This is a genomic window from Pseudomonas sp. DC1.2, from assembly GCF_034351645.1.
Lineage (GTDB): Bacteria > Pseudomonadota > Gammaproteobacteria > Pseudomonadales > Pseudomonadaceae > Aquipseudomonas.
Genome location: NZ_CP133782.1, coordinates 222671 through 248138, shown reverse-complemented (window position 1 = coordinate 248138; position 25468 = coordinate 222671). Strand labels below are relative to the sequence as shown.

Sequence of the window (25468 nt, the reverse complement as noted above, 5' to 3'; positions counted from 1 at the left end):
CTTTTCGGAGCTTTGGTTTGGTTTTTGCATTTTCCCTGCATCAGCGCTTAGTTCTTGCGCGCGCCCTGCTCCAAAAGAGGTCCTGATGACCATAAGCGACGCACTGCACCGCTTGCTACTCGATAACCTGACCACCGCAACCATTCTGCTCGACGCCGAATTGCGCCTTGAGTACATGAACCCGGCGGCAGAGATGCTGTTGGCTATCAGTGGCCAGCGTAGCCATGGCCAATTCATCAGTGAGTTGTTTACCGAGTCCACCGAGGCGCTCAATTCGCTGCGCCAGGCCGTCGAGCAAGCGCATCCGTTCACTAAGCGCGAAGCGATGCTTACCGCCCTGACTGGCCAGACCCTGACGGTTGATTACGCGGTGACCCCCATCCTGAGCAACGGCGACACCCTGCTGCTGCTGGAAGTCCACCCGCGCGACCGCTTGCTGCGAATAACCAAGGAAGAGGCGCAGTTGTCCAAGCAGGAAACCAGCAAGATGCTGGTACGCGGCCTGGCTCATGAAATCAAAAACCCCTTGGGCGGGATCCGTGGAGCGGCGCAATTGCTAGCCCGCGAACTGCCAGAAGAGAGCCTGCGCGACTACACCAACGTCATCATCGAAGAAGCCGACCGCCTGCGTAACTTGGTGGACCGGATGCTCGGCTCCAACAAACTGCCGTCGCTGGCCATGTGCAATGTTCATGAAGTATTGGAGCGCGTGTGTCACTTGGTCGAGGCTGAAAGCCAGGGTTGCATCACATTGGTGCGCGATTATGACCCCAGCATTCCCGACGTGTTGATCGACCGCGAGCAAATGATTCAGGCCGTATTGAACATCGTGCGCAACGCCATGCAGGCCATCAGCAGCCAGAATGAGCTGCGTCTGGGCCGCATCAGTTTGCGCACCCGCGCCATGCGCCAGTTCACCATCGGCCACATTCGTCATCGCTTGGTGACCAAGATCGAAATTATCGACAACGGTCCAGGGATTCCCAGCGAACTGCAAGACACCATTTTCTTCCCAATGGTCAGCGGCCGCCCCGACGGTACAGGGCTGGGCCTGGCCATTACTCAGAACATCATCAGCCAGCACCAGGGCCTGATCGAATGTGAAAGCCATCCAGGCCACACCACCTTCTCGATCTTTCTGCCACTGGAACAAGGAGCCACATCGACATGAGCCGTAGTGAAACCGTGTGGATCGTCGATGACGACCGTTCTATCCGTTGGGTCCTGGAAAAAGCCTTGCAACAGGAAGGCATGACCACGCAGAGCTTTGACAGCGCCGATGGCGTGATGAGCCGCCTGGCACGTCAGCAGCCGGACGTGATCATCTCCGACATTCGCATGCCGGGCGCCAGCGGTCTGGACCTTTTGGCGCGGATTCGCGAACAACACCCACGGCTGCCGGTCATTATCATGACCGCTCACTCCGACCTCGACAGCGCGGTAGCCTCCTATCAGGGCGGGGCGTTTGAATACCTGCCCAAACCGTTTGATGTGGACGAAGCGGTATCGCTGGTCAAGCGCGCCAACCTGCACGCGCAGGAACAGCAAGGTCTGGAAGTCGTCCCAACCCTGACCCGCACCCCGGAAATCATTGGCGAAGCGCCGGCGATGCAGGAAGTTTTTCGCGCCATTGGGCGCTTGAGCCACTCCAACATCACAGTGCTGATCAACGGTGAATCCGGGACTGGCAAAGAGCTGGTCGCCCACGCCCTGCATCGTCACAGCCCACGTGCGGCCTCGCCGTTCATTGCGCTGAACATGGCGGCAATCCCTAAAGACTTGATGGAATCCGAGCTGTTCGGACATGAGAAAGGGGCGTTCACCGGTGCCGCCAATCTGCGGCGCGGGCGTTTTGAACAAGCCGACGGCGGCACGCTGTTCCTCGATGAAATCGGCGACATGCCGGCAGACACCCAGACCCGTTTGCTACGGGTGCTCGCCGACGGCGAATTCTATCGTGTTGGCGGTCATACGCCAGTCAAGGTTGATGTACGAATCATCGCCGCGACCCACCAGAATCTGGAAACCCTGGTACACGCCGGGAAATTTCGCGAAGACTTGTTCCATCGCCTCAACGTGATCCGTATTCATATCCCACGGTTATCGGACCGTCGCGAAGACATCCCGACCCTCGCCAAACACTTCCTTGGCCGCGCCGCCCAGGAAATGGCGGTAGAGCCGAAGCTGCTCAAAAGCGAGACCGAGGAATACCTGAAGAACCTGCCGTGGGGCGGCAACGTGCGCCAGCTGGAGAACACCTGCCGCTGGATCACGGTGATGGCTTCAGGTCGCGAAGTACACATCAGCGACCTGCCGCCAGAACTGCTGAGCCTGCCGCAGGATGCAGCACCGGCCACCAATTGGGAGCAGGCGCTGCGCCAGTGGGCAGACCAAGCGCTGGGCCGCGGCCAGTCGAGCCTGCTCGACAGCGCCGTACCGGCCTTCGAGCGGATCATGATCGAAACCGCCCTCAAACATACCGCCGGCCGCCGCCGCGATGCCGCCGTGCTGCTGGGCTGGGGGCGCAATACCCTGACGCGCAAGATCAAGGAATTGGGGATGAAAGTTGATGGCGGGGATGATGATGAAGGGGATGAGGGCTAAACAACCTCTTAATCTGCGCTGATCGTTAGACCCCATCGCGGGCAAGCCCGCTCACACAGTGGATTTTCAGTGTTTTCACGATCGAGTGAAGGCCCTTGATCCTTGTGAGAGCGGGCTTGCCCGCGATGCATTTGGGGCCGAATGCACCGCCGCAATGCACTGTGAACCGCAATCGCGCACAACCGTTGACCGCAAACCCCGCCTCCAAGCGCAATAAAACCCACTCAAAAAAAACGACAAAGCCCCGTATCTCGGGGCTTTTAGCGCCTAATAACGCTTTTTTGCTGGACGTTATTAAAACCTGGCACGCGCCCTGCAACAGTCCAATCAGTGATTCAGTTCACTACCCAGTTTCGGGGACCTTGGTACAGGCAGGCCGGGGATTCCCCTCTTTACACAAGGCTCACACCGCACACGCGACGAGCCTGCTCCGTTTTGGGGTCCCTGATACAGGCAGGTCAGGGATTCCTTCTTTACACCGGGCTCTCGCCGCTATGCGCGGGCCCCGCCGTTTTGGGAACCTTGGTACAGGCAGGCCGGGGACTCCCTCTTTTATTGCTCTCGCAGGTGAATCTCCAGCCGCCAGCGGTCATCGACCGCGCGGCCAGCCCAATCGCCCTGAAGTGGGCGCGCAGCAATCACCGTCAGCAACAACCCCCCATCACTCAAACGAACTCGCCAGTTCACGCCCTTGTCGTTGACCTTGAGCTGACCTTTCTGAGCTTTGCCAGCCGCGTCGAACAACAACGCCACACTGCCGTCGACTACCTCGCCGTGAATCTTCGGTTCGTTGTTGAACCACACCACAAGTCCGTCGTTCGTGACCTCCACCTGCTGCAATTGGCTGGGGTCGGGGGTGGTCAGGCGACCAATCATCAGCCCCACCATGATCCCGACAATCGCCAGCGACCCGATCACCCGCGGGAATAGTTTCGAACGCGGATCGGCTTGCGGCGTAGAATGCTGCTCATCTTTACCTTCGGAGCCGTGCATGTTTCACGTCATCCTCTTCCAACCAGAAATTCCGCCGAATACCGGCAACGTTATCAGGCTGTGCGCCAACAGTGGCTGCCACCTGCATTTGATCGAACCGCTGGGCTTCGACATGGACGACAAGCGTCTGCGCCGGGCCGGCCTCGATTACCACGAGTACGCCACCCTGCAACGTCACGCCGACTTGGCCAGTTGCCTGGAAAGCCTTGGCCATCCAAGGTTGTTCGCCTTTACCACCAAAGGCTCGCGGCCCTTCCATGACGCTAGCTTCGCCGAGGGCGATGCCTTTCTCTTCGGCCCGGAAAGCCGAGGCCTGCCAGCCGAGGTGCTCGACGCACTGCCCGGCGAACAACGCCTGCGCCTGCCAATGCGCGAAGGCTGCCGCAGCCTGAACCTGTCGAACACCGTGGCGGTTGCCGTGTACGAAGGCTGGCGCCAACTCGGTTTCAAGTAACCCTTTGATCGTTCCCACGCGCGTGAGAACGATCATTGCGCCGCCCATGAAAAAAGCGCCTGTTACGGCGCTTTTTTCGTTACTGCATTGAACGCTTATTGCACAGTTGGGGTTTCGCCAGCCGTCTGCAAACGTTGCAGCTCTTGCGCGTACAGCGCATCGAAGTTCACCGGCGCCAGCATCAGTGCCGGGAACGAACCACGGGTCACCAGGCTGTCCAGGGTCTCGCGAGCATACGGGAACAGGATGTTCGGACAGAACGCGCCCAACGTGTGGCTCATCGAAGCCTCGTCCAGGTTCTTGACCAGGAAGATCCCGGCCTGTTGCACTTCAGCGATGAACGCCACTTCATCACCGTTTTTCACGGTCACGGACAAGGTCAGTACGACTTCGTGGAAGTCACCTTCCAGGGCCTTTTGACGGGTGTTCAGATCCAGACCGACACTCGGCTCCCACTGCTGGCGGAAGATCGCCGGGCTTTTCGGGGCCTCGAAAGACAAGTCACGCACGTAGATGCGCTGCAAGGAGAATTGCGGTGCGGTTTCTTCTTCGCTGGCTGCAGTGTTCTGTTGGTCAGTCATCTCAGATCCTTTCTGATCTTGGGTCTTGTAAGAGGGAAGGGAATTCAGGCCTTGAGCAGCGCGTCGAGCTTGCCGGCGCGCTCCAGAGCAAACAAATCATCACAACCGCCGACGTGGGTGCTGCCGATCCAAATTTGCGGTACGGACGTGCGCCCAGCCTTTTTGGACATCTCGGCACGCACTTGTGGCTTGCCATCGACCTTGATCTCTTCGAAGGCTACGCCTTTGTTCTCGAGCAGGTATTTGGCTCGCGAGCAATAAGGGCAGTAATCGCTGGAATAGACGACGACGTTGCTCATATCACTTCACCAGCGGCAGATTGTCGCCTTTCCAGCTGGCAATGCCGCCGGAGAGCTTGGCGGCGGTGAAGCCGGATTTCATCAGCTCGCGGGCATGGGTGCCGGAAGTCTGGCCTTGAGCGTCGACCAGGATGATGGTCTTGGCCTTGTGCTTTTCCAGTTCGCCGACACGCGCGGTCAGTTTGTCGTGAGGAATGTTCAACGCGCCAACAATGTGGCCGGCGGAGAAATCCTTGGTCGAACGGATGTCGATCACCACGCCTTCTTCACGGTTGAGCAGCCCGGTCAGCTCACCGGTGCTGAGGCTGCGGCCGCCGCCCTTCATCTCGTGGGCGATCAGCAAAGCCAGCAGAACGGCGAAGATGCCGACAAGCAGATAGTGGGTGGTGGCAAATGCAATCAGGTGATCGACCATTTAAGGAGGTTCCAGGGCGTTAAAAGTCGGCCAGTATACACAGCCCCTAAGGCGGGCCAAACCCCGTCCGGCGGTGACGCGGTCGGAACTTAGCTTTAAACTTGCGACTCCCTTTTCCATCGCCCTCTTTTTAACTCAGCCACGAGTGGATTCCATGACTACCACGCCTAAACCTTTGGTCCTGATCATTCTCGACGGCTTCGGTCACAGTGAGAGCCACGAAGCCAATGCCGTGTACTTGGCGAAGAAGCCCGTACTGGACCGTCTGACCGCTACCGTGCCGAACGGCCTGATCTCGGGCTCGGGCATGGACGTCGGCCTGCCGGACGGCCAGATGGGCAACTCCGAGGTCGGCCACATGAACCTGGGCGCCGGCCGCGTGGTGTATCAGGACTTCACTCGCGTCACCAAATCGGTCCGCGACGGCGAGTTTTTCGAGAACCCGACCATTTGCGCCGCCGTGGACAAAGCTGTTGCTGCTGGCAAAGCCGTACATTTCATGGGCCTGCTGTCCGACGGCGGCGTTCACAGTCACCAGGATCACCTGGTCGCCATGGCTGAGCTGGCGTTCAAGCGCGGCGCCGAAAAAATTTACCTGCACGCCTTCCTCGACGGCCGCGACACGCCGCCAAAAAGCGCCGAGTCGTCCATTGAGTTACTGGACGCTACCTTCCAGGCCCTGGGCAAAGGCCGGATCGCCAGCATCATTGGCCGATATTTCGCCATGGACCGCGACAACCGCTGGGACCGTGTGGCCCAAGCCTACAACCTGATTGTCGACGGCAATGGCCAGTTCAACGCGGCCACCGCCCAGCAGGGTTTGCAAGCCGCTTACGAGCGCGGCGAGAGCGACGAATTCGTCAAAGCCACCTCCATCGGCGAGCCGGTAAAGGTCGAAGACGGTGACGCCGTGGTGTTCATGAACTTCCGTGCCGACCGTGCCCGCGAGCTGACCCGCGTATTCGTCGAAGACGGTTTCAAGGAATTCGAACGCGCCCGCCAGCCCGCACTGGCCGGCTTCGTCATGCTGACCCAATACGCCGCCAGTATTCCCGCGCCCTCGGCCTTCGCTGCCGGCAGCCTGGAAAACGTGCTGGGCGATTACTTGGCGAAAAACGGCAAGACCCAACTGCGCATCGCTGAAACCGAGAAATATGCCCACGTGACCTTTTTCTTCTCCGGCGGGCGCGAAGAACCGTTCCCGGGCGAGGAGCGCATCCTGATCCCGTCGCCAAAAGTCGCCACCTATGACTTGCAGCCCGAGATGAGTGCGCCGCAAGTTACCGACCGCATCGTCGATGCCATCGAACACCAGCGCTTTGATGTGATCGTGGTCAACTATGCCAACGGCGACATGGTCGGCCACAGCGGCAACCTTGACGCCGCGGTGAAAGCCGTGGAATGCCTGGACCTGTGCGTCGGGCGTATCGTCGAAGCACTGGAAAAGGTCGGAGGCGAAGCGCTGATTACTGCTGACCATGGCAACTGCGAGAAAATGTCCGACGAAGAAACGCATCAGGCGCACACCGCCCACACGACCGAGCCGGTGCCGTTCATTTATGTCGGCAAGCGTGACCTCAAGGTGCGCCATGGCGCAGTGCTGGCAGACGTGGCGCCGACCATGCTGATGTTGATGGGCCTGGAAAAACCGAAAGAAATGACGGGCACTTCGATTCTGGTCTGATCCTTCGTACACCGCCAAACCCTCCCACATGGCTTGGGAGGGTTTTTGGGGCCAGTTATCACACAGCCCGAAATGGGCGTTTTTTTTGCGGCGCTTGGCGGGCATACTAGGCCGTCCATTTTCCTGGTGTCGCCCGCCTCTATGCTCCGCGTCCTGATAGCCCTCGCTCTGACTTGCCTGCTCCAACCGGCCTTTGCTGACGAGCGCGCGCAAACCCAACAACAGTTGGACGCCACGCGTCAGGACATCACTGAGCTGAAGAAACTGCTTGGCAAGCTTCAGGAAGAAAAATCCGGTGTGCAGAAAGACCTCAAGGGCACCGAAACCGAGATGGGCAAGCTCGAGAAGCAGGTCGATGCCCTGCAAAAAGAGCTGAAGAAAAGCGAATCCGAGCTGCAGCGACTCGACGCCGAGAAAAAAAAACTCCAGAGCGCACGCACTGAACAGCAACGACTGATCGCCATTCAGGCCCGCGCCGCCTACCAAAACGGCCGTCAGGAATACCTCAAACTACTGCTCAACCAGCAGAATCCAGAGAAATTCGCCCGCACCCTCACCTATTACGATTACCTGAGCCAGGCCCGCCTGGAGCAACTGAAAAACTTCAACGAAACCCTGCGCCAACTGGCCAACGTCGAAAAAGATATTTCGATGCAGCAAGCCCAGTTGCTGGTGCAAAAAAGTAGCCTCAACAGCCAGCGCGACGAACTCGACAAAGTGCGCAAGGAACGCCAGCAAGTCCTGGCCAAGCTCAACGACGACGTTAAGGCACGCGATCAAAAACTCGCGGCCCGCGAGCAGGATCAGGCAGACCTGTCTAAAGTCCTTAAAACCATCGAAGAAACCTTGGCCCGCCAGGCCCGTGAGGCAGAACAAGCGCGACAAAAAGCGCTAATTGCCCAGCAGGAAGCCGAAAAAAAGCGGTTACGTGAGGCCCAGGCTCAGTCAGACGCCTCCGACGCCCCACGCAAACCCGCTAAACCGTCGCCCGGCGCACTGGTTTCAAGTTCCGGCGAGACCTTTGGCGGTGCATTTGCTTCTGCCCGCGGCAAACTTCCATGGCCCGTTGATGGTCGACTGTTGGCACGCTTCGGTGAAAGCCGCGGCGACGATACCCGCACCAAGTGGGACGGCGTGATGATCAGCGCCTCTGCCGGCAGCCAGGTGCATGCCGTACACGGCGGGCGCGTGGTGTTCGCCGACTGGTTGCGTGGCGCCGGACTGTTGGTAATTCTCGACCATGGCAACGGTTTCTTGAGTCTTTACGGTCACAACCAGACGTTGCTCAAATCGGCCGGTGACGTGGTAAAAGCAGGTGAATCCATCTCCACTGTCGGTAACAGTGGCGGCCAGGACACACCGGCACTGTATTTCGCAATTCGTCAGCAGGGTCACCCGAGTGATCCAGCGCAATGGTGCCGTGCGCAAGGATAAGCACTGCACCTAATTCAGGAGTTCGTTCGACATGCTGCATTTGTCCCGCCTTACCTCGCTGGCCCTGACGATCGCACTGGTGATCGGCGCGCCGTTGGCGTTCGCCGCTCAACCTGCCCCGGCAGTCGCGCCAGCAGGCACCGCTGCAACGACCAAAGCGCCGCTGCCGCTTGAAGAGTTGCGCACCTTTGCCGAGGTCATGGACCGGATCAAAGCGGCCTATGTTGAACCGGTGGACGACAAGACCCTGCTGGAAAATGCCATCAAAGGCATGCTCAGCAACCTCGACCCGCATTCTGCCTACCTGGGCCCGGAAGACTTCGCTGAGCTGCAAGAGAGTACCAGCGGCGAATTCGGCGGCCTGGGCATCGAAGTGGGCGCCGAAGACGGTTTCATCAAAGTGGTTTCGCCAATTGATGACACCCCGGCTTCCAAGGCCGGCATTCAGGCGGGCGACTTCATCGTCAAGATCAACGGCCAGCCGACCCGTGGCCAGAGCATGACCGAAGCCGTCGACAAGATGCGCGGCAAGCTCGGCCAGAAGATCACCCTGACTTTGGTGCGCGACGGCGGCACACCGTTCGACGTGACCCTGGCCCGCGCCACTATTCAAGTGAAGAGCGTCAAGGCTCAGTTGCTGGACTCTGGCTACGGCTACATCCGCATCACCCAGTTCCAGGTCAAGACCGGCGAAGAAGTCTCCAATGCCTTGGCAAAACTGCGCAAGGACAACGGCAAGAAGCTCAACGGTATCGTCCTCGACCTGCGTAACAACCCCGGCGGCGTGCTGCAAGCTGCGGTGGAAGTGGTCGATCACTTCATCACCAAAGGTCTGATCGTCTACACCAAAGGCCGCATCGCCAACTCCGAGTTGCGCTTCTCTGCCACTGGCAAAGATGAAAGCGAAGCGGTGCCAATGGTGGTCCTGATCAACGGCGGCAGCGCATCGGCGTCGGAAATTGTTGCTGGTGCCTTGCAGGACCAGAAACGCGCCGTGCTGATGGGCACCACCAGCTTCGGTAAAGGCTCGGTGCAAACCGTATTGCCGCTGAACAACGATCGGGCGCTGAAAATCACCACCGCGCTGTACTTCACTCCTAATGGCCGCTCGATTCAGGCCCAGGGCATCGTGCCGGACATCGAAGTGCGCAAGGCCAAGATCACCAACGAGCAAGACGGCGAATACTTCAAGGAAGCCGATCTGCAAGGTCACTTGGGCAATGGCAACGGCGGCGCCGACAAACCGACCGGCTCCGGCACCAAAGCCAAGGCGATGCCGCAGGATGACGATTACCAACTGGCCCAGGCCCTGAGCCTGCTCAAAGGGCTGAGCATCACCTCTGGCCGCTGAGATGCGCGTGCGGTTGCTGCTGCTCCTCAGCTTGATGTGCTGCCTGGCGGGTGCTGCTCACGCAGATCCCGCCCGAACAACGCCACACAAGGCCTACCTGAGCCTGATCATCGATGACCTGGGGCAGAACCTGCCCCGGGACCGTCGTGTGCTGGCCCTCCCCGGCCCGGTGACCACGGCGATCATGCCCGACACCCCGCACGCCGCTGAATTTGCCCGCGAAGCTCATCGCGCAGGCAAGATCGTCATGCTGCACATGCCCATGGACCCAGCCACCGGCCCGTTCGCCTGGCACCCCGACCTGCCCATCGACGAATTGGCAAAACGCCTGGACGCTGCGTTCAAGGCCGTGCCTTTCACTGCGGGCGTCAACAACCACATGGGCAGCCGCATGACCGCACAGCCGGACGCCATGGCCTGGCTGATGGGCGAATTGCAGCGGCGTCACAAATTCTTTGTCGACAGCCGTACCAGTGCCCAGACGGTTGCAGCGGCTGAGGCGCAGAAGATTGGCTTGGCCAGTGTTTCGCGGGATGTGTTTCTCGATGACGAACGCACCGAGGCAGCGATTTTCACGCAACTACAGACGGCAATCAGTCTGGCGCGTAAACAAGGCTCGGCGGTAATGATCGGGCATCCGTACCCGCAGACACTGGCGGTGCTGGAGCGCGAACTGCCCAAGCTCAAGGCGCAGGGTATTGACTGGATCGACATCAAGCTGATGATCAGCGTGCGCAGCAATCGCGCCACGGCGGCACATGGTAAAGACGGGATTTATCGTTGAGTCGCCTTACAGGCAACTACTCGTCAGCACCGGCCAACTAACTGGCCCACTAAATACCAACTTACAACAAGACATACTCCACTCTAATTACCGCACTAATTTTTCCGTTAGACTCCCGCCCGCATCACCCTTTATCAAAAATATTCTATTAATCCCCACAACCAAGGATCGGTTATGGCCCTTAAATTTTTTGCACTAAAAATCTGTACCCTGGCAGCACTGACACTTCCGCAACTCGCTTGTTCGAGTAATTATCCGGAGTCTCCAGAGCCCGTTCTGCTCAGCAATGCAGACACTCAATTCAAACACTGGAATGGCATCGGCAAAATATTCGTAGATGACGCCGGCTATTGCACGGCAAGTTTGTTGGATACTCGCGGCGCGACAAATACCACTAGAGGCCCGGCCTATATATTGACCAATGGCCATTGCGCTTCAATCATTTCCGGCAGCGCCGCCAACACCGCCTACAAAGGCCAGATGCAATTCAACTATTTCCACGACACGCTGGTGGACGGCAAACGTTATGAGATCAACAAGGTCAACTGGGCCAGTCTCGCCAGCACCGATGTCGCCATCATGGAACTGCACACGTCGCTGGACACGCTGCTGAAGGATGGCATCACCCCGCTCAAACTTGCGTCTGCCGCGCCGACAAGGCCCGGCCGGGTTCACGTCATCGGCGCCCCGGAGATCGCACCCGGTCTCAGGTTGTCGAGCTGCACCCAAGAGCCGGCAAAGACCACGCTGGTCAAGTACCTGACCGTCCACACCAATTACCAAAAACAAGACTGCAAGGGCATCGCGCCGGGGTCGTCGGGATCTCCGGTACTGGATGCAGCGTCAGGGGAAATTACCGGGGTACTGTCTGGAACAACCTACGGCATCTCGCCAGATGATTTGTGTTTCTGGCATGCACTGTGCGCAGACACTAAAACCAAATCCCTCTTGCCTGATCAGGCAAGTCACAGTTTTCCTGTCGATTATCTTTCGTATTGCTTCAGCGGTGGTCGATTTGATATGGACGCGGCTTTCTGCACTTTAAAACCCAACTTCTATTACTCCTCTTCCAAGGACACCGACGTTCAACTTTACAAGAAGCCGATTAATAGCAGCGATCCAACGCCAGTCTGGGATATCGACTTTACGATGAGCACTCCTTTTTATCGTTCTAAAACGGTACGTGACGCTCAAGCCTGCTACTCGTCCGAGCGCTTCAGCGGTACTAAAAGTACGGCAGACGGCAAAGTGGATGAACCTATCGGTCGAGAGACGGGGCTCTATTATCTTTGCTTGCTGGGTGTGGAATCAGCCAATCAACGGCCCTCTACCGGACTTCAAAGGAACACCCAGATATATCCGGCACGTATCGTAGAACCCGCTGTGGATAAACTGCCAGAACCGACTTTCATCACTGAACCTTTGGACGACTTAATCCTAATCACGTTCCGCGAGAAGCAAGACCGAAGCATTTGGACGCAGTTTTATGCCGGCCCGATTGGCGAAACGAATTGTGCTGATATCGATCCCAAGTCATACGAAAAGGTAGAAAACGCTATTGCAATGTTCCTCGATGACCTGCCTCGCACGATGTGCAGCTTCACCATGGACCGCAACCTGAGCACTTCCGGCGTTCGTACCGACGTCATTCAGCGCCCCTGAAACCGCTTAGAGGTAGCGCGCCATGATCTCGTCGACCACGCCTTCCTTGCGCAGCTGATCCAGCGCAGCCTGAAGCCTGACCACGACCTCGTCTGGCACGTCTTTGTTCAAGGCCAGATAGAGTTCGGCGCTGTTGAAGCGCAATACGGTCTTGAGTCCGGTCACGCCATCCTCACGCGCAAGATAACGGCCGGCAGGGTCGCCAGTGGCCCATAAGTCGATCTGGCCATTGACCAGTTTCTTGGCGTTGTCCTGATCGCGCAGCACCAGGATGGGCTTGAGTCCTTGCTTGCCCAACGTCTCGGCAATCGCATCACCTTTGTAGGCGCCAATCTTGTAGCGACGCGCCTGCTCCAGGGTGTCGAGGCTAATATTGCTGTCAGCCTTGGCCAGCATGATCCAATCGTCCGGACCAATCGGGCCGACCCACTTGAAGAGTTTTTCGCGGTCTGGCAGCCGTGCCATCACAAATACGCCGTAGCCAGGTTTCTCGAGGGCGAGTTTGTAGATTCGCTCCCAAGGGAAGCGCAGCGTGAGGCTGTAGGTGACGTTGGCGCGTTTGAACATCTCACGGACGATGTCCACGGCGATGCCGTTGATGTTCTCGTCCTGGGCGAAGTTCTTACCGTTCTTCGCCATGTTGTACGGAGGAAAGTTTTCCGTCAGCAACACCAGATCGGTGTCCGGGCTTTCTGCGGCGCGGGCTACGTTGATCAGCAGCAGAGAAGCGCTGGCGAGAACAAGGAGGAGGCGTTTAAGCATGTCGGGCTACCGGAATCCATGGCGTGCCCCAGAGTGCCTTGAGGCCGCCATGCTGTCCACTGGCCTGTATCTTTAACGCATCACGATGCCGCGATGTGCCATGTAGGCCTTGGCTTCCTGCACGGTGTATTCGCCGAAGTGGAAAATACTCGCCGCCAACACTGCACTGGCGTGACCTTCAATAATGCCGTCGGCCAAGTGCTGCAGGTTACCGACACCGCCGGATGCGATTACGGGAATGCCCAACGCGTCGCTGATGGCACGGGTCACGCCCAGGTCGAAACCATTTTTCATACCGTCCTGATCCATGCTGGTCAGGAGAATCTCACCGGCCCCAAGGCCTTCCATCTTCTTCGCCCACTCGACAGCGTCGAGGCCGGTCGGTTTGCGGCCGCCGTGGGTGAAGATTTCCCAGCGCGGGGTTTCGCCCGGCAATGAAACCTTCTTTGCATCGATGGCGACAACGATGCACTGCGAGCCGAAATGCTGCGCCGCCTCACCTACGAACTCAGGGTTGAACACGGCGGCGGTGTTGATAGACACTTTGTCCGCGCCGGCATTGAGCAAGTTGCGAATGTCCTGCACGGTACGCACGCCACCGCCCACGGTCAGCGGGATGAAAACCTGGCTGGCCATGCGTTCGACGGTATGCAGCGTCGTATCGCGACCATCAACGCTGGCGGTGATGTCGAGAAAGGTAATCTCGTCGGCGCCCTGCTCGTCATAACGACGGGCGATTTCCACCGGGTCACCGGCATCACGGATGTTCTCGAACTTGACGCCCTTGACCACCCGGCCGTTATCCACGTCCAGGCAAGGGATGATGCGTTTGGCCAGCGCCATGGTCAGTCCTCAGCCTTTGTACGAATCGCAGAAAGCTTGCGCTTCCGCGACATCGAGGGTGCCTTCGTAGATCGCCCGGCCGGTGATTGCGCCGATGATGCCGGGCGCCTTGGCGTCGAGCAGCGATTTGATGTCACCGAGGTTGTGAATACCGCCGGAAGCGATCACCGGAATGCGCGTGGCAGCGGCCAGGGCAGCGGTGTACGAAACGTTGCAGCCCTGCATCATGCCGTCTTTGGCGATGTCGGTATAAACGATCGCAGACACGCCATCAGCTTCGAACTGCTTGGCCAGGTCGATCACCTGAATGGTGCTGATTTCAGCCCAGCCGTCGGTGGCGACGAAACCGTCCTTGGCGTCCAGACCCACGATCACTTTGCCCGGAAACGCGCGGCAAGCTTCAGCAACAAAGGCTGGATCTTTCACGGCTTTGGTGCCGATGATCACGTAGCTCACGCCCGCTTTCACGTAGTGCTCGATGGTTTCCAGAGAGCGGATACCGCCGCCGATCTGGATCGGCAGGTTCGGGTAGCGCTTGGCGATGGCGGTGACGACGTCACCATTGACTGGCTGGCCTTCGAAGGCGCCGTTCAGGTCGACCAGATGCAGACGACGGCAACCGCCCTCCACCCATTTGGCAGCCATGCTCACCGGGTCATCGGAGAACACTGTGGAATCTTCCATGCGGCCCTGGCGCAGACGAACACAGGCACCGTCCTTGAGATCGATAGCGGGAATAATCAGCATCTGGCAAACCTTCAAATTCGAGTGTTCAGCTTCGCTCGGAAATCAGTTTTTCTCGAGCGCCCACAGGTCGCTTTCAATGCTTTCGAACCTTTCTTTAAGGTGCGTCTGCACATCGAAAATCGCCCTGTTGTAATAGTGCGGCGCGATTTCGGTAGTAAACAACTCAAGGATTTCAGCCGCTTCGAACGAACCCAGGTCCAGTTCGAAGCGATCTGCCATAAAGCGTTTGATCTTGTGATTAGCCTCGTTCTCCTGCTCAGGAGTGAGGGTCAGGATCGGCGGCTTTTTCTTGACGGCCATTTACCAGCGACCATCCCACGCCGCGAAGTTCTGCAAAAGTTGCAGGCCATGGGTATGGCTCTTCTCCGGGTGGAACTGCACGGCGAAACGCGAGCCTTCGGCCAGCGCAGCCGCGAAATCGACACCGTAGTGACCGCCCCCCACCACTTGCCGCGCATGACCGGCCGCGATGTAGTAGCTGTGCACAAAATAGAAACGTGCCAAGTCCGGGATGTTGTGCCACAGCGGGTGACTGACCGTCTGTTTCACTTCGTTCCAGCCCATATGCGGGACTTTCAAGTGTTCGCCGTCTTCATGCAGGTCTTTGCCGAAGAACTTCACCGCGCCCGGAAACAGACCGATGCAGTCAACGCCGTCGTTCTCTTCACTGCTGTCGAGCAAGGCTTGCATGCCGACGCAGATGCCGAGGAACGGACGGTCCTGGCTGACTTCACGCACCAGCGAGTCGAAGCCCAGGCGACGGATTTCCGCCATGCAGTCGCGAATCGCGCCGACACCGGGAAATACCACTCGGTCGGCTTCGCGGATCACATCGGCATCGCTGGTGATCAAGACCTTGCCGGCACCGACGTGTTCGAGGGCCTTGGCCACCGAGTGCAGGTTGCCCATGCCGTAATCGATTACCGCGACCGTCTGCATTACAGAACGCCTTTGGTCGACGGCATTTGCCCGGCCATGCGCTCATCCAGTTCCACCGCCATGCGCAGCGCGCGACCGAATGCCTTGAACACGGTTTCGATCTGGTGGTGCGTGTTGGTGCCACGCAGGTTGTCGATGTGCAAGCTGACGTTGGCGTGGTTGACGAAGCCCTGGAAAAATTCCTGGAACAGGTCGACGTCAAAACCGCCCACGGTGGCGCGGGTGTAGGGAACGTGCATCTGCAAGCCTGGGCGGCCAGAGAAGTCGATCACTACGCGCGACAGCGCCTCATCGAGCGGCACGTAGGCATGGCCGTAACGACGGATGCCTTTCTTGTCGCCGATGGCTTTGGCAAAGGCCTGACCCAATGTGATACCGACGTCTTCCACCGTGTGGTGGTCGTCGATATGCAGGTCGCCCTTGCTGACAATATCCAGGTCGATCAGCCCATGACGGGCGATCTGGTCGAGCATGTGCTCAAGAAAAGGAACACCGATATCAAACCGGGCCTTTCCGGTGCCATCCAGGTTGATCGAGGCTTTGATCTGGGTTTCCAGAGTGTCGCGCTCGACAGACGCCTTACGTTCGGCCATCACCAGCTCCGCAAAATCATTGGGCGAAAAAGGCAGCCATTATAGGGGTGAAGGCGCGAAACAGAAACACGAGAGGTGATATCCCTGACGGGCTGATTCCAGCGCTGCCGGGGATAGACATGTCCATACAAGCGGTTTCGTTGCAAAACCGCAAAACAAATGGGGGAGCGAGCCTGCTCACGATGAGGCCAGCACACTCAACATCGCTGTCGAGTGTCAGACCGCTATCGCGAGCAAGCTCGCTCCCCCAGGGACAACGCGTTTACTTAATGGAACAGGACAGCCGTTTTCTGCAGAGTCACCCAAACGCCCCACGCCAACGGAATACCCACCACCAGCCACGCTGCGACCGCCAACGGCTTGGTGCCCGGCGCCGCTTTCCACTCCAGCACGGTGCTGCTGTCAGCACCCTTGTCGTGGCCCAGCGCTTGTTCAGCCGCCAGTTGAGCGTCGGTCATGAAGTACTTGTCAGCGACCGGGCGCACCATCAGGTTGCAGATGAAGCCCAGCACTAGCAGGCCTGCGAGGATGTACAAGGTGATGTCATAAGCGGCGGCACGTTCAACACCGATGCTCAGTTGATATTCACGCAAGTAGTTCACCAACACTGGCCCCAATACACCCGCTGCCGCCCATGCTGTCAGCAGACGACCATGGATCGCTCCGACCATTTGCGTACCAAACAGGTCCGCCAGGTAAGCCGGCACCGTCGCAAAACCACCGCCGTACATCGACAGGACAATGCAGAACGCCGCCACGAACAGCGCAACGCTGCCCAAGTGACCGAGGGTCGGGATCAACGAGTACAGGGCAAAGCCCAGAGCAAAGAACACAAAATAGGTGTTTTTGCGGCCCAGGTAGTCCGAGAACGATGCCCAGAAAAACCGTCCGCCAATGTTGAACAGGCTCAGCAAACCAGTGAAACCCGCTGCAATCGCAGCGATGGAAGCCAGTTGCGCGGCATCCAGCTGACCGAACGGCAGGTCAACACCAATCAATTTGCCACCGAAGACTTCCTGCAACAGGGGCGAAGCCATGCCGAGGATGCCGATACCGGCGGACACGTTCAGGCACAGCACCAGCCACACCAGACGAAATTGTGGCGTCTTCCAGGCTACGTTCACGTGGACGTGACGATGGGTAATCATCGCGTTCGCGGCTTTTTTCACCGGCGCGGTCCAGCCTTCAGGCTTCCAGCCGGTTGGCGGAACGCGGTAGGACAGTGCGCCACCGATCATGAACACGAAGTAAATCGCCGCCATCACCAGGAAGGCTTGCCAAACGCCGACACCGCCTGGCGAAGCGAAGTGGCCCATCAAGGCAGCGGCCAGCGGAGCACCTACCATCGCGCCACCGCCGAACCCCATGATCGCCATACCGGTCGCCATGCCGCGCTTGTCCGGGAACCATTTGATCAGGGTCGAAACGGGCGAGATGTAACCCAGGCCCAAGCCGATACCGCCAATGACCCCGGAGCCGATCCACATCAACCAGATCTGGTGGGTATAAATCCCTAATGAAGAGATCAGCAGACCGCCACACCAGCAAAGGGCCGATACAACGCCAGCCTTGCGCGGACCTGCGTGTTCCAGCCAACCGCCCCAAATCGCTGCCGAGCAGCCGAGGAAGATGAAGAACAGGGTGTAAATCCAGCCGAGCATTGAGATCGGCCAGTCGCATTGCGACGAAAAGACTTGCGAGATGAAGCTCATGTCCGGCGCGCAGGCGACTGGGGCCGTCACGCCCAGCGCTTTTGACAGCGGCAACCAAAACACCGAAAAGCCATAGGCCATGCCGATGCAAAGGTGAATGGCCAACGCGGCCGGTGGGACCAGCCAACGGTTGAAACCGGGCTTGGCGATGATGCGTTCCTTGGAGAGGAACGCAGGCTGGTCAGACTCAAAGCCTTCCGCCGTGATGCTCGTGCTCATTGTGTATACCCCAATTATTAGTATGGTTCGCCGGCCGCTGTTCATCTCCAGCCGATATGCACGCAGGCATGGCTGTTTTTCGGGTGTAGCTCCATTAGGCGCGACGCTAAGTCGCAGAAGGACGGACGAACTGGCAGAGGTTACCATTTGCTGGCGCCAGAAAAACCAAACTGACATCACCTTTTCTGTGTCATCTGCTATCGCACCCCCTCAAGGAACCGCCATGCCGATCATTGTCGAGCTGCTGAACGAAGCCACCTACCAGGATCAGCAAGACCTGCAAAAGATTTACCGCGACGCGCCGCAGTGGCTGTTTGCGCCGTTTGCAGGGGAGGTTCAGCTGATCGAAGGCTGCTTGCGCGACGGGTCGCTGATCGCTGGACGCTTCAACGATCGACTGCTGGGAGCCGGGCATCTTCACCGACGAGCGGACATCTGGCACTTGTCCCAAATTTGCGTAAGAAAAGTTACCCGTCGCCGTGGCGTGGCCGAGCGGTTGGTGAGCGAAGCGCAGAAAATGGCCGCGCGTTCGGGCGCGACACTGCATCTGCTGGCGCCTGCTGGGCACCTGGAAGCTCAGGCACTGGCGGCCAAACTGAAACTGCCGTTGGATGTACTGCCCACATGAACTGACCGGTCGTCAGTTTTGCGGCGCTATACTCCCCGGCTATATTTCGAATTCGACTAATTACAAGGACTCGCCCATGAAAGCGTTCGGCAAAATCCTGGGTCTGGTACTTCTCGGGCTGTTGCTGATCATTGTGGCGCTGGGCTTCGCCCTGACCCACCTCTTCGATCCCAACGACTACAAAGACAAGATTCGCCAGATTGCCAGAGACAAAGCCCACATCGAGCTGACGCTCAATGGCGATATTGGCTGGAGCCTGTTCCCGTGGCTGGGCCTGGAACTGCACGATGCCAGCATCGCGACCCTGATCAAGCCCAACGAACCCTATGCCGACTTGCAGATGCTCGGCCTTTCGGTCCGCGTGTTGCCGTTGCTGCGCCGTGAGGTGCAGATGAGCGACGTGCGTGTCGAAGGCCTCAATCTGCGCCTGAACCGAGACAAGGACGGCCACGGCAACTGGGAAGACATCGGCAAGAAAGCGCCGGAGCCGGCCACGGCAGCCACGCCTGAGGCCACCCCTGGCGCAGCGGCACCCGAAGCTATCGCGCAAGAAGAGAAGCCACCGCAGCCGATTCGCCTGGACATCGACAGCCTGACCGTTAACAACGCTCGGGTGGAATACAACGACGAGCAAACGGGCAAGAACTTCAACGCTGAAAGTATCCAGCTGAGCACCGGGGCGATCCACGACTCAACCAACATTCCGCTCAAACTCACTGCGTTCCTGTCCGCCAATCAACCCGCGCTAAGGGTACGTACCGAACTCAACGGCGAGCTGCGCATCGCCCGCGCCCTTCAACGGTTCCAGTTCGAAGACATGAAACTCTCCGGAGAAGTGACCGGCGATCCGTTGCAAGGCAAGACCATGACGTTCTCCGCCCAAGGCCAGTTGTTGCTGGATAAAGCCGCCAACGTCGCCGAATGGACCGGTATCAAGATCTCCGCCAACCAACTGCGAGCGCTGGGCGAACTGAAGGTCAACGATCTGAACAAGACGCCGCAGATCAGCGGCGGCCTGTCGATTGCGCAATTTGACCTGGCAAAATTCGTCGACAGCGTCGGCCAGAAACTCCCGGCCATGGCCGAAGGCAGCCTGACCAAGGTCGAACTGGTGACCCGACTCGCGGGCACCCCCACCAGCCTTGCGCTGGACAACATCAACCTGAAACTCGACGACAGCAACCTCAGCGGTCGCATCGCGGTTGACGACTTCGCCAAGCAGTCGCTGCGAGCCGTGCTTAAGGCTGACACCTTCAACGTTGACCGCTACTTGCCGCCGAAATCCGCCGACGCCAAGAGCGCGGCGCAAGCACGCGAAGCCCAAGTCGCCAGCACCGAAGCCGATGCCATGGCCGGCGCCGGCACCACGCCGCTGCCGGACGCACCTACCAAAGGCGCATGGAGCACCGAGCGCCTGTTGCCGGTGGAGCGCCTGAGCAAACTCGATGTAGACGCCGACCTGACGTTTGGCCAGTTGACCCTCGACAAACTGCCAATCCGCAACGCAGCGCTCAAGGCCACCGGCCAAGGCGGCCTGCTGACCCTGGATAACCTGCGCGGCGAGCTGTACGGCGGCACGTTCGATGCCAAAGGCACGCTGGACGTTCGCCAACCGGTGCCGGCGCTGAATCTACAAACCCGCATCAACAAAGTGCCGGTGGAAAAAATCCTCGAAAGCCAAGGGAAAAATCCGCCGGTCAAAGGTCTCGTCACGCTCAACAGCGCCCTCACCGGCAGCGGCAACAGCCAGAAAGCGCTGATCGACAGCCTTAACGGCAACGCCAGCTTCGTGATCAACAACGGCGTACTGCTCAATGCCAACCTCGAACAGCAATTGTGCAAAGGCATTGCGACCCTGAACCGCAAAACCCTCAGCGGCGAGCAACGGGGCAAGGACACGCCATTTCAGGAGCTCAAGGGCAACCTGACGTTCCGCAACGGCGTGGCCAGCAACCCGGACCTCAAGGTGCGCATCCCCGGCATGACCGTCAACGGTGACGGTGACGTCGATCTGCGTGTGATGGGCATGGACTACCGCGTCGGCATCATCGTCGAAGGTGACACCAGCGCCATACCTGATCCGGCCTGCCAGGTCGGCGACAAGTTCGTCGGCATCGAGTGGCCGCTGCGCTGCCGTGGCCCCCTGGAGCTGGGCGCCAAGGCCTGCCGCCTGGACAACGAGCGCATGGGGCAAGTGGCGGCCAAATTTGCCGGAGACAAACTCAGCGAAAAAATCGACGAGAAGCTCGGTGACAAAGTCAGCCCTGAACTGAAAAACGCCTTGAAGGGGTTGTTCAAGCGATGAGAGCCGAGCAGTTTTCAACGGCGGTGCTGGACTGGTATGACCGCCACGGCCGGCACGACTTGCCGTGGCAGCAGGGCATCACGCCGTATCGAGTCTGGGTCTCGGAAATCATGCTGCAACAGACCCAGGTCAGCACCGTACTGAATTACTTCGACCGCTTCATGGCTTCGCTGCCAACTGTTGAAGCCTTGGCCGCCGCGCCGGAAGACGAAGTGCTGCACTTGTGGACAGGTTTGGGTTACTACACCCGAGCGCGCAATTTGCAGAAAACCGCAAAGATCGTCGTCGCTGAATACGGTGGCGAGTTTCCCCGTGATGTGGAGAAGCTGGTTGAGCTGCCGGGCATCGGTTTGTCCACGGCCGGCGCGATCGCCAGCCTGAGCATGGGCCTGCGGGCGCCGATCCTCGACGGCAACGTCAAACGCGTGCTGGCGCGCTTTACCGCGCAAGAGGGCTATCCCGGCGAGCCGAAGGTTGCCAAACAGCTCTGGGCGAACGCTGAGCGCTTTACGCCGCATGCTCGGGTCAACGCTTACACCCAAGCGATGATGGACCTGGGCGCGACGCTCTGTACGCGCAGCAAACCGAGCTGCCTGCTCTGCCCGCTGGAAAAGGGTTGCGAAGCGCACATGCTCGGCCTGGAAACCCGCTACCCGATCCCCAAGCCGCGTAAAGCCGTGCCGCAAAAACGCACGCTGATGCCGATGCTCGCCAACGGCCAAGGCGCGATTCTGCTTTACCGTCGCCCTTCAACGGGCCTGTGGGGCGGTTTATGGAGCTTGCCGGAACTCGACGACCTCGATGACCTGCAACACCTGGCCGCGCAGCACTCGCTGGCACTGGGCACGCAACAAGCGCTGCCGAGCCTGGTACACACCTTCAGCCATTTTCAGTTGTCCATCGAACCCTGGCTGGTACAGGTCCAGGAGTCCGGCCATCACGTGGCCGAGGCCGACTGGCTCTGGTATAACCTCGCCACCCCGCCGCGCCTGGGCCTTGCCGCCCCGGTCAAAACATTGCTCGAACGCGCGGCCGCCGTATTGAACGCAGGAGAGTCGTCATGACCCGCACCATCATGTGCCGCAAGTACAAAGAAGAATTGCCCGCCCTGGAGCGCGCTCCGTTTCCGGGCGCAAAAGGTCAGGATATTTTTGACCATGTCTCACAAAAAGCCTGGGCCGACTGGCAAAAACACCAGACACTGCTGATCAACGAAAAACGCCTGAACATGATGAACGCCGAAGACCGCAAATACTTGCAGGGCGAGATGGACAAGTTCTTCTCAGGCGAGGAATACGCCAAGGCCGATGGCTACGTTCCGCCCGCTGAGTAACCCCGCAAAAACGGGGGTTGGATCGTAAGCGACGGTAATAACTAAATATTTTTTGAAAACTTGCTTGACGACCCCCTGAAAAACCAGTTTAATGCGCCCCGTTGCCCAGATAGCTCAGTCGGTAGAGCAGGGGATTGAAAATCCCCGTGTCGGCGGTTCGATTCCGTCTCTGGGCACCAAATACCGAAAACCCTGAATCGCAAGATTCAGGGTTTTTTTATGCCTGCGATTTGACCAAGCGCCGCTTCACTCGCCATCGAAGTGCCGGACGAAGCACTCATTCCCCACCTCCTACCGCCACGTCATGTAATGCCTGTAACGCTCGCCGAGGCCCAGTCCCGAGAAATATCAGCAGTGATGATCGACATTTTTGGCAGCCCCTCGGGTCTGTCGGAATGCTCCGTAGGCTTTAACGGAAATGGATGACATACGCAGATTATCGGACCAGGCAGAATTCAAGGAGGAGCTGCCGCATAACCGGGAGCGAATAAACGACAGGGATGTAGACAATGACTGGTGCCATCAAGCACGACGTCGAAACCGCCGAGTTTTTTACTGAACAAGAAATCAGAACGTTCAGCTTTGATATTCGACAGGCGACCCTGCTTCATAGATTCTCCGAGGAACTGGCCGCCATCGGCGGGCCGCAGGCACCAGGAGCCAAGTCCAAAGTCTCTCTGGCAGCCACCGAGTTAAAGCTCTCATTTTCGAAAGGCCAATGCGAGTTGCTGGGTGCCTACTCCGACGGCCTGATGTCCGTATTGATCTTTGAAGGGTTGCAGAAATTTACCGATGTCATCCCTCCAACTGAACTACCAAACCTGACGTCCCTCGAAAATCGATACGACACGCTTTGCCTGGCTGCCCGTAGTCAGATCCTGTTGAAACTGGTGGATAACACAGCCTTCGCCTATGACATGGATAACGAAGGAAAACTGGTTCGATTGGTGGCCAACTTCAAGGGCGGCGGACTCATAAAAATCAATGCAGAGCAGAAAATCAAAGAACTGAGCTCCCATTCCGGGCTCGCACTTGGCCCGCATACCGAGGCGCCTTACTGGTGCGCTGTAAACGCGAAAGACGGGCACTCACCCTCTCCATCGTCGCTCATACTTTCCGCCCTGTGGAACCCCAGCCTGGAACCTACACGGGTCATTCCTCTGCCTCCCATACTCGATAAAATTGGCGCCACCAACTGCCTCGCACTGACCACGAGTAACTTCCAGTTCACTCGCAGCGACTCCTTTGTCAGTGGCAAAGGGGAAGATGGCGGCGACGTTTCGATTCTGGAGTTCGACGACAAAGTCGGGTTCGCCGCCCGTTTCAATTCGTATCGGTTTTCGGTCAATGAGAATGCCTCTATCTTTGTTAAACAAGCCTATACCGACCTTTGCCAGAGCGTGAACGAAGCAACTCCGGCTGAATACACGCTGACACAGGAATCGGCCATGGCCATCAATAACACCCGGGCTCTGCACTGTCGGGATGTCATCAAAGACAACAGACGAGTCTTGGTTCGCATCTTCGGACTTTCAAAATTTTCGTCCCCTATCGTTATTTCAGATGATCCATTACTGCTGCAGGGCTGATTTTTTAAATGTTCAGGCTGTTGAACGACCGTCATGTGATTACTGGCCAATAACGATAAAGAGGGAATGGAATGTCTTGGGATGTCATTGGTATGTTGGCGCTTGTCGCCTTTTGTGCCGGCTTTTTTGATGCTATTGCCGGTGGTGGTGGCTTGATCACCCTGCCTGCATTGTTTCTGGCTGGTGTAGATCCGATTAGTGCAATTGCAACGAACAAGTTCCAGGCCGCTTCGGCAACTGTCTCGGCAACCATAATCTTTGCTCGCAAGGGTATGATCGAGTGGCGCCAAGGCCGTTTCCTGATTGTCTGCGGATTTATTGGCGGCGCCGGTGGTGCCTTGTTGGTCAGCTCTATCGATAAGCGTTATCTGGAAGTATGCGTGCCCATCATGCTGATTCTGGTGGCTATCTATTTTGCGCTCTCGCCAAAACTGGCCAATGAGGATCGACGCAAGAGAATCGGCATCCTGCTTTTCTCGTTTACCGTGGCGCCGATCCTGGGTTTTTACGACGGCATATTTGGCCCCGGCGTAGGTTCTTTCTTCATTGTCGGGTTTGTCCTTCTCTGCGGCCTGGGCATGATGCGGGCCATGAGCTTCACCAAACTTGCCAATGCCTCATGCAACCTGGGTTCTCTATCGGTTTTTATCACCAAAGGGGTGATTATCTGGCCGATTGCCATAGCCATGGCTTTGGCGGCGTTCATCGGTGCGCAGCTAGGCGCACGAGCAGCTGTTCGGGTCGGCCCCCGGCTGATCAAACCCATGTTGATCGTGGTCTGCTGCGCCTTAGCCATTAAGCTGCTGAGCGTGGAGACCAATCCTTTGCGTGTTGCAGTCCTCCAATCATTGGCATCGTTATAAGCGCTGGCGAACACTGGTCAGGAACTGAACAGTCGTTTCTCACAGCGCTTGCGCCTCTACCTGCATCGAATCGTAATCACGACAGCCGGACAAGCCAATGCACCGAAACCGAGGCGCCTAATTTGCTTCGTTCCAGTGGAAAACCAGATTACGCGCAGTGCCGCTGCCCACATCGGTCACGTCACGCCGAACCTCACCGTTACGCGTGGCTGTCACGGTGTACTTACCGGCAGGCAGTTGGACGTAAACCAGTGGTCCGGCCTGATTAAGGGTCAGCACGGTCTGCCCCTGAACTGTTTGAACAACCACATCCACGTCGGGTATGTATTTGTTCTGCGGTCCGGCGGAGAAGGTCATGTGGACGTTGTAGCCCTTGGACTGCTGAATCGCCTTCGTCTCATCTTCGCCAATACCACCAGACAGGTAGGTGATACCGTTTTGCTGCTGCGGCTGAACCTGAACAGCGGAATCATCAACCGGATCGAGACTGGCAGCCTGGGCCAGGGTTGCAAACATCAGCACGTTGAGGACGGCGAATGGGAAAACCAGCGAATGGATGTATTTCATAAGGGCGACTCCCGGGATCTACAGAACCCAATGGTTAGAACCTAATCGTTACTGCGTATTGATTTCCTGGCTGACGCTCAAGTTTTAGATCAATTGGCAATTGGGCA

The 25468-nt window shown here is 58.2% G+C and carries 26 protein-coding genes and 1 tRNA gene; 15 read left to right on the top strand and 12 right to left on the bottom strand.

The features are described from left to right. The first annotated feature begins 85 nt into the window (after nucleotides 1–85). Together glnL and ntrC are read left to right on the top strand one after the other, a co-directional pair. The gene (gene glnL / locus RHM68_RS01175; protein WP_322220134.1) at nucleotides 86–1171 is read left to right on the top strand and encodes a nitrogen regulation protein NR(II); all 1086 of its coding nucleotides are present in this window, start codon (nucleotides 86–88) and stop codon (nucleotides 1169–1171) included. Beyond that, nucleotides 1168–2604, top strand: coding sequence for a nitrogen regulation protein NR(I) (ntrC, locus tag RHM68_RS01170; RefSeq protein ID WP_322220133.1), 1437 nt, complete (start codon nucleotides 1168–1170; stop codon nucleotides 2602–2604). Before glnL ends, ntrC begins: the two co-directional genes overlap by 4 nt. Nucleotides 2605–3156: 552 nt before the next feature. Here the strand turns inward: ntrC and RHM68_RS01165 are convergent. Further along, nucleotides 3157–3597: a hypothetical protein gene (locus RHM68_RS01165; RefSeq protein ID WP_322220132.1), complete on the bottom strand. Its 441-nt coding sequence runs from the start codon at nucleotides 3595–3597 to the stop codon at nucleotides 3157–3159. On the opposite strand from RHM68_RS01165, the gene RHM68_RS01160 reads away from it, so the two are divergent. Then, nucleotides 3596–4051, top strand: coding sequence for a tRNA (cytidine(34)-2'-O)-methyltransferase (locus RHM68_RS01160; protein WP_322220131.1), 456 nt, complete (start codon nucleotides 3596–3598; stop codon nucleotides 4049–4051). The genes RHM68_RS01165 and RHM68_RS01160 overlap by 2 nt on opposite strands. Before the next feature lie 95 nt (nucleotides 4052–4146). Here the strand turns inward: RHM68_RS01160 and secB are convergent, their stop codons facing one another. The 3 genes from secB to RHM68_RS01145 are packed head-to-tail and all read right to left on the bottom strand — an operon-like array spanning nucleotide 4147 to nucleotide 5346. Beyond that, nucleotides 4147–4632 (bottom strand): protein-export chaperone SecB, encoded by a 486-nt coding sequence (secB, locus tag RHM68_RS01155; protein ID WP_322220130.1) that lies wholly within the window; start codon nucleotides 4630–4632, stop codon nucleotides 4147–4149. A gap of 44 nt (nucleotides 4633–4676) precedes the next feature. Then, entirely contained in the window at nucleotides 4677–4931 is a 255-nt protein-coding gene (gene grxC / locus RHM68_RS01150; RefSeq protein ID WP_322220129.1) for a glutaredoxin 3, read from the bottom strand. Nucleotide 4932: 1 nt separating this feature from the next. Beyond that, the gene (locus RHM68_RS01145) at nucleotides 4933–5346 is read right to left on the bottom strand and encodes a rhodanese-like domain-containing protein (protein ID WP_322220128.1); all 414 of its coding nucleotides are present in this window, start codon (nucleotides 5344–5346) and stop codon (nucleotides 4933–4935) included. A gap of 154 nt (nucleotides 5347–5500) precedes the next feature. On the opposite strand from RHM68_RS01145, the gene gpmI reads away from it, so the two are divergent. The 5 genes from gpmI (at nucleotide 5501) to RHM68_RS01120 (ending at nucleotide 12261) form a co-directional block, all read left to right on the top strand. Next, nucleotides 5501–7030: a 2,3-bisphosphoglycerate-independent phosphoglycerate mutase gene (gene gpmI, locus RHM68_RS01140; protein WP_322220127.1), complete on the top strand. Its 1530-nt coding sequence runs from the start codon at nucleotides 5501–5503 to the stop codon at nucleotides 7028–7030. 141 nt (nucleotides 7031–7171) lie between these two features. Beyond that, nucleotides 7172–8464, top strand: coding sequence for a murein hydrolase activator EnvC (locus tag RHM68_RS01135; protein WP_322220126.1), 1293 nt, complete (start codon nucleotides 7172–7174; stop codon nucleotides 8462–8464). Nucleotides 8465–8495: 31 nt separating this feature from the next. Beyond that, on the top strand, nucleotides 8496–9815 hold the full coding sequence (locus RHM68_RS01130; protein WP_322220125.1) for a S41 family peptidase: 1320 nt from the start codon (nucleotides 8496–8498) through the stop codon (nucleotides 9813–9815). 7 nt (nucleotides 9816–9822) lie between these two features. After that, nucleotides 9823–10599 (top strand): divergent polysaccharide deacetylase family protein, encoded by a 777-nt coding sequence (locus tag RHM68_RS01125; protein WP_322223645.1) that lies wholly within the window; start codon nucleotides 9823–9825, stop codon nucleotides 10597–10599. 174 nt (nucleotides 10600–10773) lie between these two features. Further along, nucleotides 10774–12261 (top strand): serine protease, encoded by a 1488-nt coding sequence (locus RHM68_RS01120; RefSeq protein WP_322220124.1) that lies wholly within the window; start codon nucleotides 10774–10776, stop codon nucleotides 12259–12261. Nucleotides 12262–12267: 6 nt separating this feature from the next. On the opposite strand, the gene RHM68_RS01115 is transcribed toward RHM68_RS01120, so the two are convergent. The 7 genes from RHM68_RS01115 to RHM68_RS01085 form a co-directional block, all read right to left on the bottom strand. Beyond that, nucleotides 12268–13023 carry an ABC transporter substrate-binding protein gene (locus tag RHM68_RS01115; protein ID WP_322220123.1) on the bottom strand — a complete coding sequence of 252 codons (756 nt, stop codon included), beginning with the start codon at nucleotides 13021–13023 and terminating at the stop codon, nucleotides 12268–12270. 72 nt (nucleotides 13024–13095) lie between these two features. Then, nucleotides 13096–13866 carry an imidazole glycerol phosphate synthase subunit HisF gene (gene hisF, locus RHM68_RS01110; RefSeq protein ID WP_121731627.1) on the bottom strand — a complete coding sequence of 257 codons (771 nt, stop codon included), beginning with the start codon at nucleotides 13864–13866 and terminating at the stop codon, nucleotides 13096–13098. A gap of 9 nt (nucleotides 13867–13875) precedes the next feature. Further along, nucleotides 13876–14613: a 1-(5-phosphoribosyl)-5-[(5-phosphoribosylamino)methylideneamino]imidazole-4-carboxamide isomerase gene (gene hisA, locus RHM68_RS01105; RefSeq protein ID WP_322220122.1), complete on the bottom strand. Its 738-nt coding sequence runs from the start codon at nucleotides 14611–14613 to the stop codon at nucleotides 13876–13878. Nucleotides 14614–14655: 42 nt separating this feature from the next. Continuing rightward, nucleotides 14656–14913 (bottom strand): DUF2164 domain-containing protein, encoded by a 258-nt coding sequence (locus tag RHM68_RS01100; RefSeq protein WP_322220121.1) that lies wholly within the window; start codon nucleotides 14911–14913, stop codon nucleotides 14656–14658. Then, entirely contained in the window at nucleotides 14914–15552 is a 639-nt protein-coding gene (gene hisH, locus RHM68_RS01095; protein WP_322220120.1) for an imidazole glycerol phosphate synthase subunit HisH, read from the bottom strand. Beyond that, a complete protein-coding gene (hisB, locus tag RHM68_RS01090) occupies nucleotides 15552–16145 on the bottom strand; it encodes an imidazoleglycerol-phosphate dehydratase HisB (protein WP_154744815.1) in 594 nt (197 codons plus the stop codon). The genes hisH and hisB overlap by 1 nt, the downstream gene beginning before the upstream one ends. 266 nt (nucleotides 16146–16411) lie before the next feature. Beyond that, a complete protein-coding gene (locus RHM68_RS01085) occupies nucleotides 16412–18076 on the bottom strand; it encodes an OFA family MFS transporter (protein ID WP_322220119.1) in 1665 nt (554 codons plus the stop codon). Between the two features lie 223 nt (nucleotides 18077–18299). Here RHM68_RS01085 and RHM68_RS01080 point away from each other — a divergent pair, with 223 nt between their 5' ends. From RHM68_RS01080 to RHM68_RS01050, 7 genes are all read left to right on the top strand, one after another. Next, nucleotides 18300–18704, top strand: a complete 405-nt coding sequence (locus tag RHM68_RS01080) for an acetyl-CoA sensor PanZ family protein (RefSeq protein WP_322220118.1) — start codon at nucleotides 18300–18302, stop codon at nucleotides 18702–18704. Between the two features lie 76 nt (nucleotides 18705–18780). After that, nucleotides 18781–21009 (top strand): AsmA family protein, encoded by a 2229-nt coding sequence (locus RHM68_RS01075; RefSeq protein WP_322220117.1) that lies wholly within the window; start codon nucleotides 18781–18783, stop codon nucleotides 21007–21009. Next, a complete protein-coding gene (gene mutY, locus RHM68_RS01070) occupies nucleotides 21006–22073 on the top strand; it encodes an A/G-specific adenine glycosylase (RefSeq protein ID WP_322220116.1) in 1068 nt (355 codons plus the stop codon). Before RHM68_RS01075 ends, mutY begins: the two co-directional genes overlap by 4 nt. After that, entirely contained in the window at nucleotides 22070–22342 is a 273-nt protein-coding gene (locus RHM68_RS01065) for an oxidative damage protection protein (protein ID WP_322220115.1), read from the top strand. Before mutY ends, RHM68_RS01065 begins: the two co-directional genes overlap by 4 nt. A 103-nt stretch (nucleotides 22343–22445) precedes the next feature. Beyond that, nucleotides 22446–22521: transfer RNA gene (locus RHM68_RS01060), tRNA-Phe, on the top strand. 330 nt (nucleotides 22522–22851) lie between these two features. Beyond that, nucleotides 22852–23931 (top strand): hypothetical protein, encoded by a 1080-nt coding sequence (locus RHM68_RS01055; RefSeq protein WP_322220114.1) that lies wholly within the window; start codon nucleotides 22852–22854, stop codon nucleotides 23929–23931. Nucleotides 23932–24002: 71 nt separating this feature from the next. Further along, nucleotides 24003–24794 carry a TSUP family transporter gene (locus RHM68_RS01050; RefSeq protein ID WP_322220113.1) on the top strand — a complete coding sequence of 264 codons (792 nt, stop codon included), beginning with the start codon at nucleotides 24003–24005 and terminating at the stop codon, nucleotides 24792–24794. A 117-nt stretch (nucleotides 24795–24911) separates the two neighbouring features. On the opposite strand, the gene RHM68_RS01045 is transcribed toward RHM68_RS01050, so the two are convergent. Then, nucleotides 24912–25361, bottom strand: coding sequence for a carboxypeptidase regulatory-like domain-containing protein (locus RHM68_RS01045; protein WP_322220112.1), 450 nt, complete (start codon nucleotides 25359–25361; stop codon nucleotides 24912–24914). Between the last annotated feature and the right edge of the window lie 107 nt (nucleotides 25362–25468).

What these genes read in the sequence shown, in the direction of transcription:
- glnL (WP_322220134.1), top strand. Translation starts at nt 86, where the DNA reads ATGACCATAAGCGACGCACTGCACCGCTTGCTACTCGATAACCTGACC.
- ntrC (WP_322220133.1), top strand. Translation starts at nt 1,168, where the DNA reads ATGAGCCGTAGTGAAACCGTGTGGATCGTCGATGACGACCGTTCTATC.
- RHM68_RS01160 (WP_322220131.1), top strand. Translation starts at nt 3,596, where the DNA reads ATGTTTCACGTCATCCTCTTCCAACCAGAAATTCCGCCGAATACCGGC.
- RHM68_RS01165 (WP_322220132.1), bottom strand. Translation starts at nt 3,597, where the DNA reads ATGCACGGCTCCGAAGGTAAAGATGAGCAGCATTCTACGCCGCAAGCC.
- secB (WP_322220130.1), bottom strand. Translation starts at nt 4,632, where the DNA reads ATGACTGACCAACAGAACACTGCAGCCAGCGAAGAAGAAACCGCACCG.
- grxC (WP_322220129.1), bottom strand. Translation starts at nt 4,931, where the DNA reads ATGAGCAACGTCGTCGTCTATTCCAGCGATTACTGCCCTTATTGCTCG.
- RHM68_RS01145 (WP_322220128.1), bottom strand. Translation starts at nt 5,346, where the DNA reads ATGGTCGATCACCTGATTGCATTTGCCACCACCCACTATCTGCTTGTC.
- gpmI (WP_322220127.1), top strand. Translation starts at nt 5,501, where the DNA reads ATGACTACCACGCCTAAACCTTTGGTCCTGATCATTCTCGACGGCTTC.
- RHM68_RS01135 (WP_322220126.1), top strand. Translation starts at nt 7,172, where the DNA reads ATGCTCCGCGTCCTGATAGCCCTCGCTCTGACTTGCCTGCTCCAACCG.
- RHM68_RS01130 (WP_322220125.1), top strand. Translation starts at nt 8,496, where the DNA reads ATGCTGCATTTGTCCCGCCTTACCTCGCTGGCCCTGACGATCGCACTG.
- RHM68_RS01120 (WP_322220124.1), top strand. Translation starts at nt 10,774, where the DNA reads ATGGCCCTTAAATTTTTTGCACTAAAAATCTGTACCCTGGCAGCACTG.
- RHM68_RS01115 (WP_322220123.1), bottom strand. Translation starts at nt 13,023, where the DNA reads ATGCTTAAACGCCTCCTCCTTGTTCTCGCCAGCGCTTCTCTGCTGCTG.
- hisF (WP_121731627.1), bottom strand. Translation starts at nt 13,866, where the DNA reads ATGGCGCTGGCCAAACGCATCATCCCTTGCCTGGACGTGGATAACGGC.
- hisA (WP_322220122.1), bottom strand. Translation starts at nt 14,613, where the DNA reads ATGCTGATTATTCCCGCTATCGATCTCAAGGACGGTGCCTGTGTTCGT.
- RHM68_RS01100 (WP_322220121.1), bottom strand. Translation starts at nt 14,913, where the DNA reads ATGGCCGTCAAGAAAAAGCCGCCGATCCTGACCCTCACTCCTGAGCAG.
- hisH (WP_322220120.1), bottom strand. Translation starts at nt 15,552, where the DNA reads ATGCAGACGGTCGCGGTAATCGATTACGGCATGGGCAACCTGCACTCG.
- hisB (WP_154744815.1), bottom strand. Translation starts at nt 16,145, where the DNA reads ATGGCCGAACGTAAGGCGTCTGTCGAGCGCGACACTCTGGAAACCCAG.
- RHM68_RS01085 (WP_322220119.1), bottom strand. Translation starts at nt 18,076, where the DNA reads ATGAGCACGAGCATCACGGCGGAAGGCTTTGAGTCTGACCAGCCTGCG.
- RHM68_RS01080 (WP_322220118.1), top strand. Translation starts at nt 18,300, where the DNA reads ATGCCGATCATTGTCGAGCTGCTGAACGAAGCCACCTACCAGGATCAG.
- RHM68_RS01075 (WP_322220117.1), top strand. Translation starts at nt 18,781, where the DNA reads ATGAAAGCGTTCGGCAAAATCCTGGGTCTGGTACTTCTCGGGCTGTTG.
- mutY (WP_322220116.1), top strand. Translation starts at nt 21,006, where the DNA reads ATGAGAGCCGAGCAGTTTTCAACGGCGGTGCTGGACTGGTATGACCGC.
- RHM68_RS01065 (WP_322220115.1), top strand. Translation starts at nt 22,070, where the DNA reads ATGACCCGCACCATCATGTGCCGCAAGTACAAAGAAGAATTGCCCGCC.
- RHM68_RS01055 (WP_322220114.1), top strand. Translation starts at nt 22,852, where the DNA reads ATGACTGGTGCCATCAAGCACGACGTCGAAACCGCCGAGTTTTTTACT.
- RHM68_RS01050 (WP_322220113.1), top strand. Translation starts at nt 24,003, where the DNA reads ATGTCTTGGGATGTCATTGGTATGTTGGCGCTTGTCGCCTTTTGTGCC.
- RHM68_RS01045 (WP_322220112.1), bottom strand. Translation starts at nt 25,361, where the DNA reads ATGAAATACATCCATTCGCTGGTTTTCCCATTCGCCGTCCTCAACGTG.